Here is a 19,997-nt window from a genome sequence, read left to right as displayed (position 1 = left end):
AGAATCAGTCTTTGGTCAACGACCACCGTTTTACCGTATGGCCGTACATGGCGTAGTAGACCAGATAAAGATAACCGGGAAAAAGCACCCAATAGGCTGTATGAACGTTATATAAATCGGCGAAATAACCGTAAAAAAGTGGCATGATGGCATTACCACATAGGCCCATAATTAGAATAGATGCCCCCAATTTTGTAAAGCGACCTAGCCCATCCAGAGCCAGCGGCCAAAGTCCCGCCCAAACCAACGAATTTGCCAAACCCAGCAGCACAACAAACCAGATGGAAATATCTGCCGTATGGCCCAGAAAGGTTACCGTTCCATGGGTAAAAATGATGAGCAGCGTAAACGTCGTTCCCAGTAATGTGCAGATACGCAGGGCATTGACCTGACTAATAAATCGAGGAATAGTAATGATGCCGATAATGTAGCCACAAATGGTGCAGAATAGCGTATACGATGGGAATGTCTTGGCTTTGAGCAAATCGATACCCATTGAATTGGCATATCCGATAATCGTATCAATGGCGATCACTTGCGTACCTACGTGCAGGAAAATAGCGAAAGCTCCTAAAATCAGGTGTGGAAACTGAAGGATACTCGTCTTCCCGGCGTTGGCCGTTGCCACATCGGGCGTTTCGTGCTCTGTGTCGATTTCGGGTAGGGGAGAGCGATATACCAGATAGCCCAGCACAAATAAAAAGGTACCCAATACAGCATAGGGCGGAATAACCCGACGAACCAGTTCGTCGAGCGCTATACCCCGCTGCATGGGAGTCATAGTACTTAGCTGAGCGAACAAATTGGTATCTGTCGGACGTAGAATGACAGCTGCGAAGATCAACGGGGAGAGAATGCCAGCGGCCTTATTGCAGATACCCATCAGGCTAATGCGTTGGGCAGCCCGCTCTTTCGGTCCTAGAATGGTGATGTACGGATTCGTAGCGGTTTGCAGAATCGCCAGCCCAATTCCGATCGTAAACAAGCCCATCAGGAAAACGGCATAGGTTCGGGTCATGGCAGCCGGAATAAAAATAAAAGCTCCCAACGCCATTGCCCAAAAGCCAACCATCATCCCTTTTTTGAACCCGACGGCTTTTAATAGATAAGATGCCGGAACCGACATGATGAAATAGGCAACGTAAAAGGCGAATGCGACCAGATAGGCCTGAAAACTAGTTAGTTCGCAGGCAATTTTGAAATAGGGAATCAGGATTGAATTAACCCACGAAATGAAGCCGAAGATGAAAAACATCAGCCCAATCAGAAAAATAGAAATCGTGGTTTCCCGCTTGGTCAGACTCTGTATGTCAATTGCTACTGTGCTCATGTTGAGTTGGTTGTAGCGCGGGAGGAGACCCGCGCTACATTAGATCGTTGGTTCCCACCCTTTTTCGTACTCGCGCTGCCAAAATTTCATAGCGGCTTTGTTATTCAGGATATGTCCATTTTTTGGATCAATGTCCAGTGCATCGCCCGAACGCAGGGCAATGTTGCCTAACTGACAGAGCAGTGTACTCTGATGCCCGCCTACAATGCCCGATGCTAACGGTGTTCCTTTCTTGATAGCTTCTACAAAATTTTGAAGGTGCGTTGCGTCCAGAGCCTGCGAGGGATTCATTTTGTTGCGTGGATCAATGGACAAGTCGTTCTTCACATCTTTGACTAGTTTATTGTCGAGGTCAAAAATTTTGTAGGCATTGCCACCCCCGTATTGAAGTGAGCCGGTTTCGCCATAAAATGTAACCCCCACATCGCTGCCTTCAACAGCTCGGCCATTGCAGCTTCTGCCTTCCCAGGTCATAGCGGTATTATTCGGAAAGGTCAGGTTGATTACCTGTGTATCGGGTGTTTCCCAGTCGTCTTTGTATCGATAACGGCCACCCAGCGACGTAACTTTATTGGGATAATCGACGTCCAGTCCCCAACGCATCAGGTCGAGCATATGGGTGCCGTTGTTGAGGGCCTCGCCCGTTCCCCAATGCCAGAACCAGTGCCAGTTGTAGTGGATAACGTTGTCTTTGTAAGAGCGCCGGGGAGCGGGTCCCTGCCATAAATCATAATTCAGCCATGTGGGCGTCGGTTGTACCTTGCCAACGCCAATCGTAGCCCGGTTGTTGGTGTACCAGCCTTTCGCAAAATAAGGACGACCAATCGCTCCGTTTTTAATATCCTCAATTGCCAGCTTCACATTGGGCCACGAACGCCGTTGGTTACCCATCTGGATAACGTTCTTGTACTTTGCGGCTACGGCTACTAATAGCTCACCCTCATGAGGGTTGTGGCTGCATGGTTTTTCTAGATAGACATGCTTGCCTGCTTTCGATGCCAGAATAGCTGCTGGAGCATGCCAATGATCGGGAGCAGCAATAACAAGAACATCCATGTCTTTATCGTCGAGTGCTTTTCTGAAATCGGGCTGATTTTTGGGCTTCGACTTCTGAATACCTTCTACAGTCGTGATGCACTTTTCGGCCGCTCTCGAATCTACATCGCAGATCGTGACCACTTCGCAGTTGGGTTGTAGTGCATAATTGCTCGACAGAGCCAATCCGCGACTATTTACGCCCATAACACCAACCCGCACTTTTTCATTGGCACCCAGAATTCGACCGTAGCTTTTGGCACTAAATCCCGGCAGAATACCCCCTACAGATAAGACTGAAGCGCCGGTAAATGTCTTCTTGACAAAATCACGCCGGGAATTTTCTCCTTGATTGTTTTCAGTAGTTTTCATGACAAAGGGTAAAAGAGGAATAAATTGGTCAGGATTTCTTGGCCTTAGCCATGACACGTTCGAGCGGAATTGCTGCACCCCCGTTGCGTTTACTTTCATCAGCAGCCTCCATAAAGGCAAAAATCTCGATGGTCTCCTCGGGTGAAACAGGTACTTGACCTGTTTCGAAGTACTTGATAATGTCCTGTAAAAGTGGCTCATAGCCACCATACGGACCTAGTACAATATTCCCAGTTTGGGTAAAAACTGTTCCGCCATAATCGTGCTTTCCTGTGCGCGTACCACGAACAGTGCCAACGCGCCCATCGGCCCAGGTGCCTACGATGATATCGGTACCTTCTGTATGCACGCGTACCACTTGTTTACAGCCTGTTCCCATAACGGTGTACAGCGTTTCGACGCCATGAATCCCATACCAGTAAAAATCGGGATGCGTCTTTTCGAGTACGGCGGGGCTAAATGTATCGGCGCCCAATACCTGACTTTTAACTACTTTTTCAATGCCTTTAATGTACCGAAGCGATGAGGCAGAAAATACCGGAATCGCATATTTTTTGGATGCGTCGAAAATGGCGATGGCATCTGACAGTGATGCGGCAATGGGTTTGTCGATAAACACACGTTTTCCAGCCTTCAGCACCTGCAAGGCTTGTTCGAGATGCGGTCGCCCATCGTTGGTTTCCAGTAAAACCACATCCACTTTTTTCAGCAGATCACTGATCGAATCGACGATTTCTACGTTCAGTTTTTTTACTTCTTCTGTATAGGTCGGAACGCGCGAGGTACTGCTCTCAATGTCTTTGCTGCCTTGCGGATAAGCCGCCACGACTTTATAGCCCAGAAAGCCAGCACTGGCATTGGGGGCGTTGAGGGCTTTTGTAAAGGCTGTACTGTGGGACGTATCTAACCCAATAATGCCTACGCGTTTACCCGTTTCAACAAGCGGTTTTACTGGTATCAACTGGGGCGTTAGCAACAGAGCCGCGCAGCCTCGCGACGTATTTTTCAAAAACTCTCTTCGACTAGCTTCTGATGGGTTCATAGGTCCAGTTAATACGTTGCCCGCCCTCCCGATAAATCGAAGGTAAAGCCGGTTGTAAAACTATTCTTTGGCGAAACGATATAGGCAGCCAGGTTAGCTACTTCGTCGAGTGTGCCGCATCGTTTCATCGGAATTTTATCCGTCATATATTTCACCTGCACTTCGGGCATTGCATCAACCAGCGGTGTTTGAATTACCGCCGGAGCTAGTGCATTGACCGTAATTCCCCGTTCGGCATATTCTTTTCCCTGAACTTTAGCCATGCAGATAACAGCCGCTTTCGAAGCAGAATAAGCCAGCATACCCGCGTTTCCTTCTTTTCCGGCAATTGATGCAATATGCAGAATACGACCATAATTTCGGGCGAGCATCAGCGGTAATACCGCCTTTGAGGTGTAGAAGCTACTCATAAAATTCACTTCAAAAACTTTATGCAGATTTTCGCTACTCACGTCGTGACTCTGTGTATTCGTAATACCCGTAATACCCGCGCAATTGATCAGGCAGTCAATCTGGCCAAACTGCGTGTTTACCTGAATAACGGACTGATTAACAAGTTTCTCGTTGGTAACGTCGATGCCAATCAAGAGGGCTTTTGAGCCATAAGATTCGAACGCTTTCTGTAAGGCACTCTCGTTAAAATCGAGTAAACCTACCCGAGCTCCTTCGGCCAGTAATTTGTGCGCGATAAACAAACCTATTCCAGACGCGGCTCCGGTAATCAGCGCAACCTGTCCACTAAATTCTCCCATAGTATATTTTGCTTTTGGTCTGTAGCTGCTTTGGTTGGGATAAGCTTACCAGAGGCTATTCTCTACCTATTTTTCATCGTCGATGCTATTACTATTTGTTGCTTTCAATTCTCCACTGTCTGTTTTTGGCGTTGATGAACTGACACAGGTAAACTATGAAAATGTCGATTGCTACGAATATATTCATAGTGATCAACCCTATACAACGTATTGCCTGCAAAATGATTTGTTTATTGAGGTGATAAAATCAGGCTTTTGTTGAGAGTTTATTAAACAAGATTATAAAAAATACAATCATATTTTGGGTTTATTGGGAGTTTCCTAGTACTTTTAAGTGCTTAATTACTCATCAAGAGCTAACATGATACTTGCTTTAGTATTTCTAGTTGGGTTCGTTATTGCTGTCCCCACTATTTTTGTACGAGCTGGCTTTACACTTAAAGCCCAATGTCCACAATGCAAATCGACAGAACTTAATCGGACTCATCGCCCTTCATGGGCTAAATTATTCCCCGTCAAACGATATTCCTGTGACCGCTGCCGCTATAAGTTTTATCACGTTTTCACCAGGCCCTAATCTGGATTTCGTGTCACTTCATTAACTCACTGTAATTACACTACAATGGCAATCAAGTTTAGTACATTCCTTATACTTATCCCTGGACCCTGGACCCTTATATTTCTTATTTCCAGTTTCCTGTTTTGCCTGAGTGTACTGAGGATTTGGAACTTGCTTTTTGGTCATTGAAGTCGTTTGCTCAAATCTCTACTAGTGGCGGCTAGTAGGGCTATTCAATAGAATAATTTTTGGTTTTTTTTCTTTATTCTGAGCAACCTAAAGCCGCCTTTATCCGTATATAGATTAGGGCATAATTCTACCTCTAGGCTTGGCTATGATCCAGAAGCCATATCGAATCATGCGTAGTATAATCTGATTATTATTTAACCAGGTTGCTACTGGGTTATATTAGACTCAACAGGTTGTTTTAGCATGAAAAACTTCTTTGAACAGTTTGACTTTGTTGCATTTTTTGCTTACCTACTTGTCTTAATTGCTATGGTGGGTATTGCTTGCTGGTTAGTTTTGCTCGTTGAGTAATAAAGAACAGTTGATTGCCATATAATTACTTTTTCGATAATTTAATGTTTATCATTTTCCTATATTGTTAATTTGGGGGAATGAGACGTAACTTCTTTCGAATTCTAAGCCTGGTTTCTTTGTTGATTTCTGTACTTTTCATTGCGACCTCGTTTTATTTGCCCTTTACGAGCTATTATACGCTCCTATGTTTTTTTGCCTCACTGAGTTTCACTGGATTGGGACTTTATCTCTCAAAGAAGACGGTTCCCGGTGATCAACCTATAAGAGAGTGAGAGATGATAGAAGTCATGGTTTCATGGCTGGTTTAATCGATTAACAAAGTCGCCTTTACCTTATGCCCTCGCGAACCCTGGTTCAGAGTAGCTTTTTTCGTTTCAGTTATTCAGCCCACTCAAATTTCATTTCCTAGTCGCTAGTGTAACAGAACACGACTCAATACTATTACATCATCAACAATTTCAATTCCTCACAGGTACGATTAGAAGTTCGACTCAAATGTGCAGTTGTTTACCAGCTTCACGCATTTCAATTCCTCACAGGTACGATTAGAAGCCATAGATCACCCTGAATTGCTGGAACAGCCTAAAATTTCAATTCCTCACAGGTACGATTAGAAGAAACCAACCCGAAAGATGAAGGCATTCAATAGCAAAATTTCAATTCCTCACAGGTACGATTAGAAGCCGTGAATTTACGACTAAAAAAAGGGCTTTGCGAAGCCCTGATGTTGTTTTTGCTAACTCATTAGGTGACCAAAAGTCGTCAATCGATAAAACTAAGAAAATGTCCGTCGATTGACGACTCGCTGATTGCCAGTAGGATAGAGTCCTAAATGCCACTTTGTGGTAACTCTTTCCAGGAAGTCAAAGAGCAAATTGAGTCGATTGACGACAAGTCCCCTATAAAAAATCGTCAGTCGATTGGCGTTCCATACCTACGATCTGTTTGTCTAACCACTTTTTGTCCCGGTTTTTAAACAGGATCAGGCTGTCTTCATCATCCTTCATAATGCGCCGGGCTTCGTAGAGCAACTCGTTTAGCTGCACCTCCGTCATCTCGCCTTCGAAAACCGAATTTTGAATCCAGTTCAGATATCGCCGACAGAGTTTCAACATCTTACCAACTCGCTTCTGCCCCATGTCATATACCAAAATTACGTACATAATCCTCTTAGTTTACCACCATGCCTTAAACGGGCGATATTCTTCAAGGCCCAGCAGATGCTTTTGCAGCTTGTAACATTCCAGCTTAACTAAGTGCCGATAACTAACGCTCCGACCCAGTGCCCGATGCTTGATCGTTTCTTTCAGCTGCTCGTCGAAACCCTGAACGAATCGTTTCCGGGCAGCCTCTTTCATCACGCATCCGCCAACTTCCGATCGAAAGTCGGACGGTTGAAGTTGACGCTTGTTGATCATTCGAAAAATTAGCCGATCTACTAAAATGGGCTTGAACACTTCTGCCAGATCCAGCGCCAGCGAATACCGACGTGCGCCAGGTTCATGCAAAAAACTGATTGTCGGATTGAGTTGCGTATGGTAAATTGTACTCAGACAAGCCGTATAACATAGTGTGTTGCCGAACGAAATGAGCGCATTGAGTTCATTTTGGGGTGGGCGTTTGCTTCGGCCATCCATGCAAAACGTTTGCCCAACAATAGCGTCGAAACATCCATAATAGGTTTGGCGAATATTGCCTTCAATGCCCATAAGCATCGCTATATCTGTTGTGGTCGGAACGCTGGTCAGTAAACGTTCGATCGTTACGATGGCATCGGCTAACTGTTTGGCTTTGTCCCGATTGTCGTAGTACTTCAAAACACGTAGGATGTTGTTGGCAGCTCCCTCTACAAACCGACGGGCAATGTCGATACGCTTTTTGTCCGACATATAATGCTTCGTCTGATCGACCTGCATCTTCCCCGCCAGCAAATACTCGCGCGGCATAAACGAGCCCGTATAATGCTCGTAATAATTGAAGAAATGCACGGCAATCCCTTCCTGACCCAGAAAATTGTACAAGGCGCTGTTGGCATCCAGACTCCCAAACACATACAGGTCGCCAACCTGCTCAACGGGTAGATAGCGCGGTTGCCCTTCGGTACCGTCCTCGTCCACTGGCGTAAACTTCAGTGTGTTGTCCTTGCGGCTCATCCGACCCGCGTTGAACAGGTATTTGGGTTGTTTCATAAGCTATTTTTTCTGACAGGATTTACAGGATGAACAGGATTGTTTTATTCATTTCAAAATCCTGTTCATCCTCTCAGAAAAACTATTTTTTATACGTTCGATACTTCCGTTTAACTGTAACACTACTTCCAAAATTGATCAGCAAACCAATGTCCAACCCTGTAGCGGTTAGGTAGTTAACTAATTGGGCTTCATGTTTGGTATGAATCGCTTCTACCGCTTTTAACTCAATCAAGACCTGCTGTTCGACCAGCATATCAGCTACATAATCGCCTACCTGAATCTGTTGGTAAAATACAGGCACGCTTACTTGCTGTTCGGCCAAAATACTTCGATTGAGTAATTCAACATACAGAGCATTTTCATACACCTTTTCCAGAAACCCAGGACCAAGTTCATTATGAACAGCATAAGCAGCTGCAATAATCTGGTGAGTTAAATTGTCATGGTTCATTTTTTTGACAGGATTAACAAGATTAACAGGATACGATTTAGAATAAGACGTTTACTTATAGAGGAAAGTAATCCTGAAAATCCTGTTAATCCTGTCAAAAAATAAATTCTGTCAAAAAACCTCTTCTACGTAACAAAAATCAAAATAACTGCACGACCGGCATTTCGACTTTTCGATACGACCAGGACACTGCTCGCTTTCTACAATTCGCTCGATGTCACGTATCCAGTCTTCTACCATCGGTACATCAACGTCATCTAGTCGGACGCGTTCTGTCTGGCGCAGTTTGGGATACTCGATCAGACCAGTAGCGCCTTCCACACCATTTTTGCGTAACAGATACAGGTAAAACTGCACCTGAGCAATGTGCGAATGCTCAAACTTATCCGACTTCTTAATCTCATGAATCACCTTGTCATATGGATCGTAGAAGTCAATTTTAGAACCGTCGAGGGTGATTTCACGATAGCGTTCGGCACGTTGCGGATAGGCGTGTTCGTGCAGTTGTTTGCCTTCAGCTACCGCTTCTGACGTGTGCTCCATACGGATATGGTTGGCGTGGAGCCAGAGCTTTCGATGACAAAGGTGCAGGTAGTTGATAAGCGTAGCGTTAGCGTGCATGTATCTACAAGAAGTTAAAATCAGGCGAACGTTCGATTCGTTGATAACCAATACCAGGCAAGTACTTTAGGTTAGTCGCGACTAATGTATTTTGCTTGTCTTCTAAGTTGTTTTGATATTCTTTAGGGCACTCCCACGGGTATACCTGAACTAATAATTGACTGGCCTCAATGTATTTCCCTTCTTTTCTCCTTTGCTCAAAATCGGACCTCAGGTTATCACATAAAACATCAATTTTTAAGTTGCTTTTGTCAATAACGTCCTCAACCCAATCTGCCCAGTCGCCTGCATGAAAAGAGGCTTCAAAATTGACAATGCGATCATGTGTGAAGCCGATTTGAAAATTCCGCTCTTGTTCTTCCGTGTATCCCTTTAGGTAAACGTCATCGCATGCATCTACTAGATGCTGTTCTGACAACTCTTGGCCGTCAAGATTCATTAGAACCCTCCATGTCTCTTCAACTATGGCCTCATCATAAATACGTTTGATATTTCCTATACTATTTTCAAAGAGATGAATTTCGGAAGGCCTCTTACGTTTGCCAGCGCGGTTTACACGGCCTAATCGTTGGATTAATGCATCGATTGGGGCATTCTCGATAAAAGCGATATCATAATCAATGTCTAGACTAACCTCTACGGCTTGGGTAGCAATTAGTAAACGAGGGCGCTTCGACTTATCGCTATTAGTTATTGCCCGTTCGATTTCAGTACGTTCTTCTCGATGAAATCCACCGTGTAACAGCTTAGGTTCATACTTTGCGAGCGCATTAGCTAATTCTTGACAAGACTTTACATTGTTGACGATGATAAGTACCGTTTTCTTATTCTCTTCCAGTACTGTTTTTATCTCGTTCAATTCATTGGAAATTGTCTTTTGGGAATGACAGATAAGTTTATGCCGGATTCGTTTTAAGATTTCTGCATCTGCTGGCTTTTTTGGGTTTGGGCGTAGAATTTTTGATGAATCTCCATTAAATAACTCTTCAACGATTCGATCAAGCAAAAACTTAGGAATGGTCGCAGACATCAATAGAATTTTAGTATTACAGAATTTCTTTAGCCATTTTAATGTAGCCAACATCATCCCAGTTAAGTGTGCATCGTAGGTATGAAACTCATCGACTATAAATAGAGCATTTTGGTAATCAAACAGGCTCATATCCCACCCTTTTCCATGCAATGCATGTTTCAAGACTTGGTGTAACGTAGCGACTTTAACTGGATAAAATAATTCTCTTGACGCCGATCTTTTATTACGGGCAATCTGTTCGCTCCGTTGGAAATTGTTCGTCTCGTTAATAGCTTCTTCATAGAAAAAATCAAGGGCTTTACTGTGAAGAGCAGTTACTCGGTCTTCGCCATAAACGCCTTGCAACCTACGAACCATCGCATTGATGCTGGCAGTGTACGGTAACAAATAGAACAATCTGACATTGTCTGTTTGATTAGCGTATACCCAACTCAACGATGCCTCCGTTTTTCCCGAACCTGTTGGCGCATGCAGAATTACGTCCCCTATGTAATTTTGCATGCGTTCCTGAAACGGTCGAAAAGGTACTCGAACAATTTGCTTCTTTTCGTTTACTGTAGTTGGATAGAAATCCGTTAACTCAAGCCGCTTCCATACTGGCAAATCGCTTTCTGTTTTCGCAGAACCAATGTGGTCTGCTGCCATTAGGAGTCCACGCATTCTGGCTAATTGCAGCCAGTTAACCACTTGACTTCTTTGCCTGTTTTTTATCAGAAGATTTCTAATTTCATCTGAGTAGGTAGTAGTTGGCGAAAGGTTATTGGAAACGGGTGAAGTATCATTGAAGAGCGCAGCCCAAGCTTTGACTATTTCTTCTGCTTTGCTAACTGATTCTGAGTCCTCTTCCAGATGACATATCAGATCAGTTCCAATTTCGTCTAATGAAAGCCGCTTAAATCCATCTGATACAATTCCCTTATGGTGGGTGGCAATAGCAAATAGTTCGTCAATAGGCAGATTTAAGAACTGCTCACAAAACCAGAGCGAGATTAATTCGTGCCTTATACTGACAACTGTAGTCCCCTTTTTAAGATTTGCCTGAAAGCTTGGATGAATCTTACCTAAGTCATGCCATACGGCGCATCGAACAGCTTTTTCCAGCCACTCGATGCGCTCATTTAGAGTAAATGGCAGTCTATTTACTAGTTCGATAGCAGCTCGAATTACTCGTCTAGTATGCTCCTCCAACGTCATGCAAAGTTCATGCGTTGGATCATCACTTTTTGCTTTGTAGACGCTGAAATCCATAGTCAATCACTGCCAATTATGTAAGTAAAAACTCTGTCCTCCAGCAGTTTTATATAGGCTCCCAATCATAACCTCCTGCTTTGTATCGTGCGGTAGGTTAATAAACACACGTGGATTTATTGGCTTTCGACCTGCGCCAATGCGCCCATATTCTTCATATGCATCTGCCAATTGTACTAACTGTCCCGCCACTTGCATACCCGATTTATATGGTAGAGCACAACCGCCGATCTTTGCTTTATCTACTGCTTCAATTGACACGATTTTAACTGATTCAAAGACAACACGAAGCAAGTCCTGAGAACGTCCCAGAGCAGGAGTACCAATAGGGTATCGGAAGTAGTCAATCCAGTCTATACGGCTTATCCAAAGCGTAAGGCAAGGTTGAAGTTCACCTTCTGAATCAGTAGAGGACACTATATGAAACTCCCGATTATAGGCATCAGTACCTTTTGCATGCGGTTTTACAGTTCGCCCATCAAACTCTAAGCGTTGTCGGGTTTCCAGATCATTTGCTGTAGTTGCATATTGGTAATGAAAGCCTAATTGAACTTCTGTATGCGAAACAATCCTTCCCAAACAGCATCCAATAAGCCCCAATAGTGAGGAGTATGAAGGAACGGTCATACACAATGCATTACCAGAAAGAACGAATGGAAGACGTGGCGTGGCCGTCCATCCGTCGAATTTAACTTCCAATACCTCATTCATTAGGTGCTGTTATTAAATTGTCTTTTATGAACGATTGAGCAATGCTCACAGGTGAGCCGACAATAATTAAAGGATTATCTTTTGACAACTCTTTTACTTCCGCTTCATTCTGTAAATAGCCCTCGCGGATACCTATATAGACAGGCGTTGCAAGCTTATTTTGGTAATCCTCAATAATCTGTTTTAATGCTTTTATTTTTAAGGATGGCATTTCACCTGAGCCTTCAAACAGATTGTTGAATACTGGATTCGCGCATTCAAGACCAGCCAATATCAATACCTTGGGACTGACATCAGCCCCAAAAGCCGCTTGTTTTGCTCCACCTCGTAGAAATGCCAATCCACGTAATAAACCGGCTGCACGTTCTTTTCGTGACTGCTCAGCATTTAGCATCGTAAAGCGTTTGAATGTCCCTTTGCTACCAAGTGGCTGATTCGTTAGCTGATCGGAATACTGCTTGACGGTTTCAGATGCTAGCTCTTGTTTACTACCCAGATTGTCAAACTGACCAAGTCGGTAATATTCGAGGTTAAAGAACCCTTCTAGATGGGCGGCATAAAATTGTGTTGAATACGGTAGTGGGGTATTTTCTTTTAGATGCACGAATCCTTCATCAACATTCAATACACGCTTTCCTCGAATGCCTTTTAGGATAGAACATTTGAAGGGAGATGTACGCTGTACACTTTCAGCTTTGGTTTTTGTTGGGGCTTCGTCTTCATCTTCCTCATCACTCGCAGTAGACTTGTCATTTCCACCACTACGCATATAGCCGAACAGGTCATCTTCTGGGTATGCAATTGGATCGAGCAATGTGGAGATTTTATTGGTCGTTCCCTTTTTAGATACACCAATTGCCTGTAGGTCGCTAGGCGTCCAGCTATTTTCTTCATTCGAGGTATTACGGAGCCATCGACGCCATGCCTGTGCAGATACATAGGGCACTTTTTCACGGCGACCATTGATCATTTCCTCAAATACTTTTGGAACAACTTTGTTTCGGTCTTCGCCAGCACCTAAACCAGCACCATTTAAGAAAGCTGCAGTGCCGTCAATGACCAAAGCACCAGTAATGTTGTTAAGGGTTGCCATATTAAACTGTTGTGGGAGAAAGTGATAAATTATAATAGAATTGATTTAAAAGATATTCAAGCGCAAAACGGACAAAGGATGGATTATAGCGGCCTGTAAAGTCATACAAAAGTTCTTCAGAAGGCACTGACGGCGCAAAAGACTGACCTGATACGTTATTGATTGTCTTACCCATACTATCACTGACTGTATCTATCCATTGAGAAATCTGGAAGTTGTCATGACGCATTGGAATCAGTACATGCTGACGAAATTTCTCCTCATCTATTCGACCTTTATTTCGCCCATCACGATAATAGGTCAAGTATTCATTAGCGAAATCTCGTAGTTTATTCAGGTAAGCAACTTGTTCCATATTAGGTACTGGAAGCAAATTCGTAGGCTGAATAGCTAATCGAGGTAAGGTTTCATCACGGTGATAGTTTAAATAAATACGCAATATGTCTCGCAGACCATAAGCGATTTGTCGATTTTCTAGATCGAACAATGCCATATACAGTACATCTAAATCGTAGAACCGACTTCCTTCGCGAACCAATAACGGCAAGGGATTTCCATCTTGATAGCGAGAGCCTAGCCAACGACTGTAATAGCTACGTTTATCTTCGCCTACTATATGAAAGAACATATTAGCTATCTGACCAACAGGTAGGTTCGTTATTTCGGGAATATCGGGCATCGCCACATCGTCTTCTGGTAACAATGCAGAATAATAGAAATGCGCCATTCGATATATTCGGCCAATATTACTGTCTATAGGAATCTTCTCGGGATAATTCAGAATAGAAATATGATGTGCCCAATGCCACTCTTTTCGACTTGCTGCCGCCACCAATGCTTCGTAAACCATGCTTTTGTATAATGCATGATCGCTGGCTGGGGCATCAGTTTTTTCTAGGAGCTTATGCTGAGCTTTACTCCATTCCTCTTTCCTTAGCAAATAGGCGATGTATTTAGCGTAAGCAAGTTTTACCTCGTTTCCAATCAACTGCTGATAAGCTTCATAAAAGCGGGTTGATACCCCTTTTGAGTTTTTGTTTGGGTAAAGGCCATAAAAATCAAGGTGCCCTTCCAGACTATCTAAAAAGTCAGACTGAAGCTTTGGGTTCGTCAGAAAACCTTCCAGCGTTGGCCGTAAGGATGGTTTTTTATAGAGGCTACGGAGGTCATTAATAAACTGGTTTGGAATTCGATCAATCTCGCAGCTAGCTCCAGTACCTGAATTAGTAAAACTCCACAGATTGAAAGCTGTGATAGTATCGTCTAGCTCCTTTTGAGAAAGGATAGCTAACGCTCTCAGCAAATAATGTCCTTTCGTAAAATCCTTAATATTCTCGACCGAAGAGTTTGCCGATCCCGCTGTTGCTTTGCTTTTTATCAGAGATACATGGTCTGCGATTAACCGTTTTGATAATTCTTCATTGGATGCATCAACAAGTAGAATACCGCCTTTATACAACACCGCTGATAAAGGCAAGAACTGCATAACGACTAAACAAACTGGATGCACTGTAAGCGCGAATTTGGCCTGTGGCAATGCTTGGGCATCTGATCCTAACCCGCCCAGTAGCGGAAACCAACAACGATTTACAGTTTTATCCTTTCCTGCAATCTTATTGACAGGAAAACCCACCTTACGGAGTGTATCCTCATAGAAAGATTCAAACGTGGTTTTAAACTTAAATCCAGATAACTCACAAGTATATGGGCCTTCGTTCTCAGCGTTTAATAAAATGCTGCTGATTAGCTGTTTGTAAATAGCTTCTCCAAATTCTTTGTCATTGAGGAGAGGGCCATTTTTCGAGAACAGCATCGTATAGCTTTTCAAACGCTTGTTCAGGCGCGTGAGCGTGTGTAAACCGTCTCGGTATGGATTATTGAAGAGCCGGAGTAAAGTATCAGCATCAATAGTGCTGATACCTTGCCCTGCCAACGCTTCGATTGTTTGTAGTGCATTATTCAACATGGCACTACCAGTGTAATCTCTAAACAGAATCATCGCAGATGAAAAAAGTTAAGTTGCAGCATATCTCGCAATGACTCTCACGCTCTGCCTGAGTAGCTAGACCGCAATGAGTGCATTGTACAGGTCGGTTTATTAAGGTATCCACGTACTTCTTCATGGCGTTGTCTGTTTAGTTTGAGACAAAGCTAGAGAAAAGAAATTATCATCCAATAAGATGATAAAAAATATCAACGATTAGTGCTTTATGACAACTAGTCGTATTTTTACAGAGCAATCAGTCGCTGAATTGAAATATAAGTTGATATAAAATAATCGTACAAAGCTGATTGTTAGTAATTTAATGTTGAATATTGACCGATCCGAATCCTTCACTATTATACCGCCCCACCCCGGCCAGCACCGCCAGTTCCAGCAATTCCCTAGGCCCGCATAGTTCAAACTGGAAGTTGTAATAGCCTTTTATTCGGGTCTCTTCTCGCGAGCCTTCTTTTATGGTTACCAGTCGAGATTTGGGCTGAGCAGCGTTTCGCCCTTGGGCTGGCAATAGGCTATATGTTACAGACGAGGTATCGAATTTGTCCATAAATGAAGCTCCGGCTGGCACTGCCGTTTGAATACTACCGTATTTCGCTAGTAGATTCGTGATGAGCAACGGACCAAACTGTTCGTCGGCAGGATGCAAATATTGATCGATGTTTCGTTCGTCTTTCTCCGCAACCACTACTGGCGATAGTGTACGTAATTGAATGGTTTCACTAGTAATCTCTACAGGCACGGCTTCTACGCGCTCAATGATGAACTCCGCCCGATGTCGGGGAGAGGCAATCACGCAACGTTGATCCTGAAACAATCCCATGATAAAATGCTGGGCTGCTTTGTCGATATAGAAGCTAACGATCCACTCTATATGTGGCGAGTTCAGCCACATACCGCCCGCTCGCACATCCACCCGAACATTGGGCATGATCAAGTCCGAAAACGTGAAAAGTTTGAATCGGCGAGTAGGTGAAAATTGATACCCTTGCGAGTGGAGAAAGTTGGCGTATTGCGCGTCAGCATCAGCTAGTACCGCATAGATGAAGGCGCTGAGTCGATATGCGTAATTAAAGGGAACCAGGGTTTGTCTGGCGGTGGGGCGGAGGGTTAATTTGAACTGCATATCTATTGATCTGGGCGGATAGAAAAGGTGAGTCGGGTTTACTGATTTCTTACTACTGCTTCCCTGAAAGTTTTCGACGACTTTAGTTAACGGTGTAAAAGTAGATTTGCTTCCGTACTGCCTATGTATACGCAAGCAAATCGAATCCCATATTTGCGAAATTTTCTACACCATTCATCTACTATGCCAATTGTCAAGAACCGCGAAGAGCGGTTACAGGCTATCAACAGCCGCCTAAACCGCTGGGGAAATCATCCCGCCACTACAGAAGATCTGGCCGAATTATGCCAGGTAGCTCAGTCTACCATTAAACAAGATATTGCCTATCTGAAAGATTTTCGTGATGCCCCCATTCAATATAGTCGAAAACCAAAAGGCTATTATTACACGCGCCCGTTCAATCTTGCAGCTTCCATTACACTGACCGATAAAGACCTTACTGCGCTACATACAGCAGTGGCAACACTCAATCAATACCAGCATCTTCATTTATTTGCTGATTTGCGAGGCACAGTCGATAAAATTGATAAAGCCGTTCGGTTTCGTACCAGCTCGGCAGATGATTACGGTCAACATATTCTGTTTGAGTCCGTTCCGTATGTTAAAGGCAGTGAATGGGTTGAGTTATTTCTGCGCGCCATCCAGGCACAGCGTGTTATGCAGTTCGATCATCAGCGGTTCGATACCGAGGTGACTAAAACGCATCGACTTTTTCCTCACGTCATTAAAGAGCACCGGAATCGTTGGTATGTGGTAGGCTGGCAACCTGATTATCAGGGGATACGCGTGTTTGGTCTGGATCGGATCATTGGCCACTCCATACAGGTAACCGAAGACACCTGCGATCCACCCGCATTTGACGCTGACGTGTATTTTAGGCAGGCATTGGGTGTAGCCGCTTACGACGAACCGGCTCAGGATATAATCCTCTCATTCACCCGTCAGCAGGGATTGCACTTTCGAGCGCAACCGTTTTACGAATTTCAGGAAGAAGCTATACTGGTCGATACCGCCGAAGAATTTCGGGTGAAGCTCACGATAATCGTCAATAAAGAATTGGTATTTGAACTGGCTCGATTGGGCGATTCGGTAAAAGTGATCAGTCCGCCAGGCCTGGTCAATGAACTCACTGCTTATTTTCGTCAGGCTTTACACCAGTATGACTGATGTGTATGGATTGGCAACATTTATTTTTTCTGGGCAGTTATAAGCTCCTTCGAGTTGGGAAAGCATTCTAAATACCCTTTGTCACCCTCATTAAAAAGTTGAAACATAGCCTGATGGTTAACGCAGATTTCGGTGCCCGCCGGATCAGCCAGCCATTTAAACGTCACATAATAGCCGTCAGAGGAACTACCACTGCTACGACGCGAATAGACTTTAGACGTTACTTCAATTAGGCCGATCTGTTTAACCTTACCGGTGAGGTCTTTAGTATATATTCTCATGCTACGAATAGCCAGGGCTATGTAGACAGCATAAATAAAAACGACAATAAGAAGCCCTAAAACTATCCGAGCCGTATTTTGAGTAGCCACTAGTTCATCCCAGTAAGCATTCAATCGGAAGGCTCCGAATATTCCTCCGATCACGCCCCCCAATAGCCACGACAATTTTTCCTGCGTTGTTTTATCCTTTAGTGCTACGGTCTCTTCTTCAGAAAGAGGCATGTATTCAGGAAACACCGTTTGTAAAGGCGTATGATCCGGGCTTGTCGATAAATCAATCTGTGCAGGCGTGTTCATTTTTCCGTTTGATTATAGTACGCTACAAAGCTCCGGCAAATCAACACCTCGATAAATCGGGAAACACCTGCATGTTGGCTACAGGAAAACCTATAATTTTACCCTATAGACTCTCCAGTACCTGGGAGTAAAGTACCTCCACCCTAAGCGATAAGAATGCACAATTCAGTAGCTTACAATGAATTATTTCGGAAATTCGATGTTTTCCTGACAGATAACGCAAGTACTTATGATTGAAAGACCCCTTACAGATTGGTTGCCTCTAACGATGAAAGAAGTTGAGAAAAGAGGCTGGGATGAAGTTGATATTGTGCTTGTATCGGGGGATGCATATGTTGACCACCCAGCGTTTGGCACCGCTGTGATTGGCCGAATCATGGAGAGCGAAGGGTTTCGCGTCGCTATTATCGCCCAACCGAACTGGAAAGACGACCTGCGCGATTTTAAGAAATTTGGTAAGCCTAAATACTTCTTTGGCGTTACGGCGGGTTGTATGGACTCGATGGTGAATCACTATACGGCCAACAAACGCCTGCGTTCCAATGACTCCTATACCCCCGGTGGCGAAGCGGGTTTCCGTCCCGACTATGCTACCATTGTGTATACCAAAATCCTGAAAGAACTGTATCCCGATGTGCCGGTATTACTCGGCGGCATTGAGGCTTCGCTGCGCCGGGTAACGCATTACGATTATTGGCAGGACCGACTGATGCCGTCTATTCTGGTCGATGCCGGGGCCGATATGCTGGTGTATGGTATGGGCGAACAACCCCTCCGCGAAATCCTGAAGCTAGTGCAGAAAGGAGTTCCCTTTTCGTCGATGCGGAACATCAATCAGGTGGCTTATATGCACGATGCCAGCACCGAATTACGTGACTATAATAACTGGAATTCAGTTGAACTGGCTAGTCATGAGGTCTGTTTGCAGGACAAAATCAAATACGCGGCCAACTTCAAAATTGTTGAAGTTGAATCGAATAAGTGGCAGGCCAACCGGATTATCCAACAGGTAGGTGATCAGCTATTGGTGATCAATCCACCATTCAAGACGATGGAAGAGGTTGAAATCGACAAGTCGTTCGATTTGCCTTACACCCGTCTTCCACACCCGAAATACAAGAAGCGGGGTCCGATTCCGGCCTACGACATGATTAAATTTTCGGTCAATATGCACCGGGGCTGTTTTGGCGGTTGTAGTTTCTGCACCATTTCTGCACACCAAGGCAAATTCGTAGCCTCCCGAAGCGAAGCGTCGGTATTGAAAGAAGTTGAAGAAATTACAAAGCATCCCGAATTCAAGGGATACATTTCGGATTTGGGTGGGCCATCGGCCAATATGTACAAAATGAAGGGCAAAGACGAGTCGATCTGCGCACGTTGCCAAAGCCCAAGTTGTATTCACCCGGTCATTTGCTCGAACCTCGACACATCGCACAAACCCATGACGGAATTGTATCGCAAGGTCGACGCCAATCCAAAAATTAAAAAGGCGTTTGTTGGTTCGGGTGTACGCTACGACTTGCTGGTCGATGATTTCAATAAAAATAACGCCGACGGAAACCACGATGAATACATGGAGCAACTGGTTACGCGCCACGTGTCGGGTCGGTTGAAGGTCGCGCCTGAGCATACCTCCGACGATACGTTGCGGGTTATGCGAAAACCATCGTTCAAGTATTTCAAGCTATTTAAGCAGAAGTACGACAAGATTCAGGAGAAACATAACCTCAAGCAGCCGCTAATTCCGTACTTTATTTCGTCGCACCCTGGCTGTGAAGAACAGGATATGGCCAATCTGGCTGCCGAGACCAAAGACCTGGGTTTTGAACTCGAACAAGTGCAGGATTTTACACCCACACCGATGACAGTGGCCGAGGTGATCTACTACTCTGGCGTCCATCCATACACGCTGAAACCAGTCAAAACGGCTAAAACACGGGACGAAAAGCAGGCTCAGAATCGCTATTTCTTCTGGTACAAGCCTGAGTATAAAGACTGGATTCGGAATCGCCTGAACAAGCTCAAACGCCCGGATTTAGCGGAGCGATTGCTAGGCAGCCCCAAAAACGAAAATACGGGCAAGCCTAAGTTTTCAGGAAATTACTCAGGGAAGAAAAAACGCTGAATTAAGTAGTCCCATCAGGT

16 protein-coding genes are annotated in these 19,997 nt (G+C 44.3%); 2 read left to right on the top strand and 14 right to left on the bottom strand.

The window, feature by feature from the left end:
- Nucleotides 1-4: 4 nt before the first annotated feature.
- The 13 genes from GO755_RS31935 to cas6 form a co-directional block, all read right to left on the bottom strand.
- On the bottom strand, nt 5-1,330 hold the full coding sequence (locus GO755_RS31935; protein ID WP_157589500.1) for a sugar MFS transporter: 1,326 nt from the start codon (nt 1,328-1,330) through the stop codon (nt 5-7).
- A 39-nt stretch (nt 1,331-1,369) separates the two neighbouring features.
- Nucleotides 1,370-2,737 (bottom strand): Gfo/Idh/MocA family protein, encoded by a 1,368-nt coding sequence (locus GO755_RS31930; protein ID WP_157589499.1) that lies wholly within the window; start codon nt 2,735-2,737, stop codon nt 1,370-1,372.
- A 28-nt stretch (nt 2,738-2,765) separates the two neighbouring features.
- On the bottom strand, nt 2,766-3,779 hold the full coding sequence (locus GO755_RS31925; RefSeq protein WP_157589498.1) for a Gfo/Idh/MocA family protein: 1,014 nt from the start codon (nt 3,777-3,779) through the stop codon (nt 2,766-2,768).
- Nucleotides 3,780-3,787: 8 nt separating this feature from the next.
- Nucleotides 3,788-4,531: an SDR family NAD(P)-dependent oxidoreductase gene (locus tag GO755_RS31920; RefSeq protein ID WP_157589497.1), complete on the bottom strand. Its 744-nt coding sequence runs from the start codon at nt 4,529-4,531 to the stop codon at nt 3,788-3,790.
- A gap of 2,001 nt (nt 4,532-6,532) precedes the next feature.
- Nucleotides 6,533-6,796, bottom strand: a complete 264-nt coding sequence (gene cas2 / locus GO755_RS31915) for a CRISPR-associated endonuclease Cas2 (RefSeq protein ID WP_157589496.1) — start codon at nt 6,794-6,796, stop codon at nt 6,533-6,535.
- A gap of 12 nt (nt 6,797-6,808) precedes the next feature.
- On the bottom strand, nt 6,809-7,822 hold the full coding sequence (cas1b, locus tag GO755_RS31910; RefSeq protein WP_157589495.1) for a type I-B CRISPR-associated endonuclease Cas1b: 1,014 nt from the start codon (nt 7,820-7,822) through the stop codon (nt 6,809-6,811).
- An 82-nt stretch (nt 7,823-7,904) separates the two neighbouring features.
- A complete protein-coding gene (locus GO755_RS31905; RefSeq protein ID WP_157589494.1) occupies nt 7,905-8,276 on the bottom strand; it encodes a GxxExxY protein in 372 nt (123 codons plus the stop codon).
- A gap of 111 nt (nt 8,277-8,387) precedes the next feature.
- Nucleotides 8,388-8,897: a CRISPR-associated protein Cas4 gene (gene cas4, locus GO755_RS31900; RefSeq protein WP_157589493.1), complete on the bottom strand. Its 510-nt coding sequence runs from the start codon at nt 8,895-8,897 to the stop codon at nt 8,388-8,390.
- A 4-nt stretch (nt 8,898-8,901) separates the two neighbouring features.
- Complete coding sequence (cas3, locus tag GO755_RS31895) at nt 8,902-11,178, bottom strand: CRISPR-associated helicase Cas3' (protein WP_157589492.1); 2,277 nt, start codon at nt 11,176-11,178, stop codon at nt 8,902-8,904.
- Between the two features lie 6 nt (nt 11,179-11,184).
- Entirely contained in the window at nt 11,185-11,805 is a 621-nt protein-coding gene (locus GO755_RS31890) for a hypothetical protein (protein ID WP_157589491.1), read from the bottom strand.
- Nucleotides 11,806-11,881: 76 nt separating this feature from the next.
- Nucleotides 11,882-12,982 (bottom strand): DevR family CRISPR-associated autoregulator, encoded by a 1,101-nt coding sequence (locus GO755_RS31885; protein ID WP_157589490.1) that lies wholly within the window; start codon nt 12,980-12,982, stop codon nt 11,882-11,884.
- A 1-nt stretch (nt 12,983) separates the two neighbouring features.
- Nucleotides 12,984-14,981 (bottom strand): hypothetical protein, encoded by a 1,998-nt coding sequence (locus tag GO755_RS31880; protein WP_157589489.1) that lies wholly within the window; start codon nt 14,979-14,981, stop codon nt 12,984-12,986.
- Nucleotides 14,982-15,285: 304 nt separating this feature from the next.
- Nucleotides 15,286-16,107, bottom strand: a complete 822-nt coding sequence (cas6, locus tag GO755_RS31875; RefSeq protein WP_157589488.1) for a CRISPR-associated endoribonuclease Cas6 — start codon at nt 16,105-16,107, stop codon at nt 15,286-15,288.
- 183 nt (nt 16,108-16,290) lie between these two features.
- Here cas6 and GO755_RS31870 point away from each other — a divergent pair, with 183 nt between their 5' ends.
- Nucleotides 16,291-17,274, top strand: coding sequence for a helix-turn-helix transcriptional regulator (locus tag GO755_RS31870; protein ID WP_198174997.1), 984 nt, complete (start codon nt 16,291-16,293; stop codon nt 17,272-17,274).
- 20 nt (nt 17,275-17,294) lie between these two features.
- Here the strand turns inward: GO755_RS31870 and GO755_RS31865 are convergent, their stop codons facing one another.
- The gene (locus GO755_RS31865; RefSeq protein WP_157589486.1) at nt 17,295-17,852 is read right to left on the bottom strand and encodes a hypothetical protein; all 558 of its coding nucleotides are present in this window, start codon (nt 17,850-17,852) and stop codon (nt 17,295-17,297) included.
- Nucleotides 17,853-18,081: 229 nt separating this feature from the next.
- Here GO755_RS31865 and GO755_RS31860 point away from each other — a divergent pair, with 229 nt between their 5' ends.
- Nucleotides 18,082-19,977: a YgiQ family radical SAM protein gene (locus GO755_RS31860; RefSeq protein WP_157589485.1), complete on the top strand. Its 1,896-nt coding sequence runs from the start codon at nt 18,082-18,084 to the stop codon at nt 19,975-19,977.
- Nucleotides 19,978-19,997 lie beyond the last annotated feature (20 nt).

The organism is Spirosoma arboris, assembly GCF_009754945.1.
Taxonomy (GTDB): Bacteria; Bacteroidota; Bacteroidia; order Cytophagales; family Spirosomataceae; genus Spirosoma; species Spirosoma arboris.
This window is presented reverse-complemented; position numbering and strand designations above follow the sequence as displayed.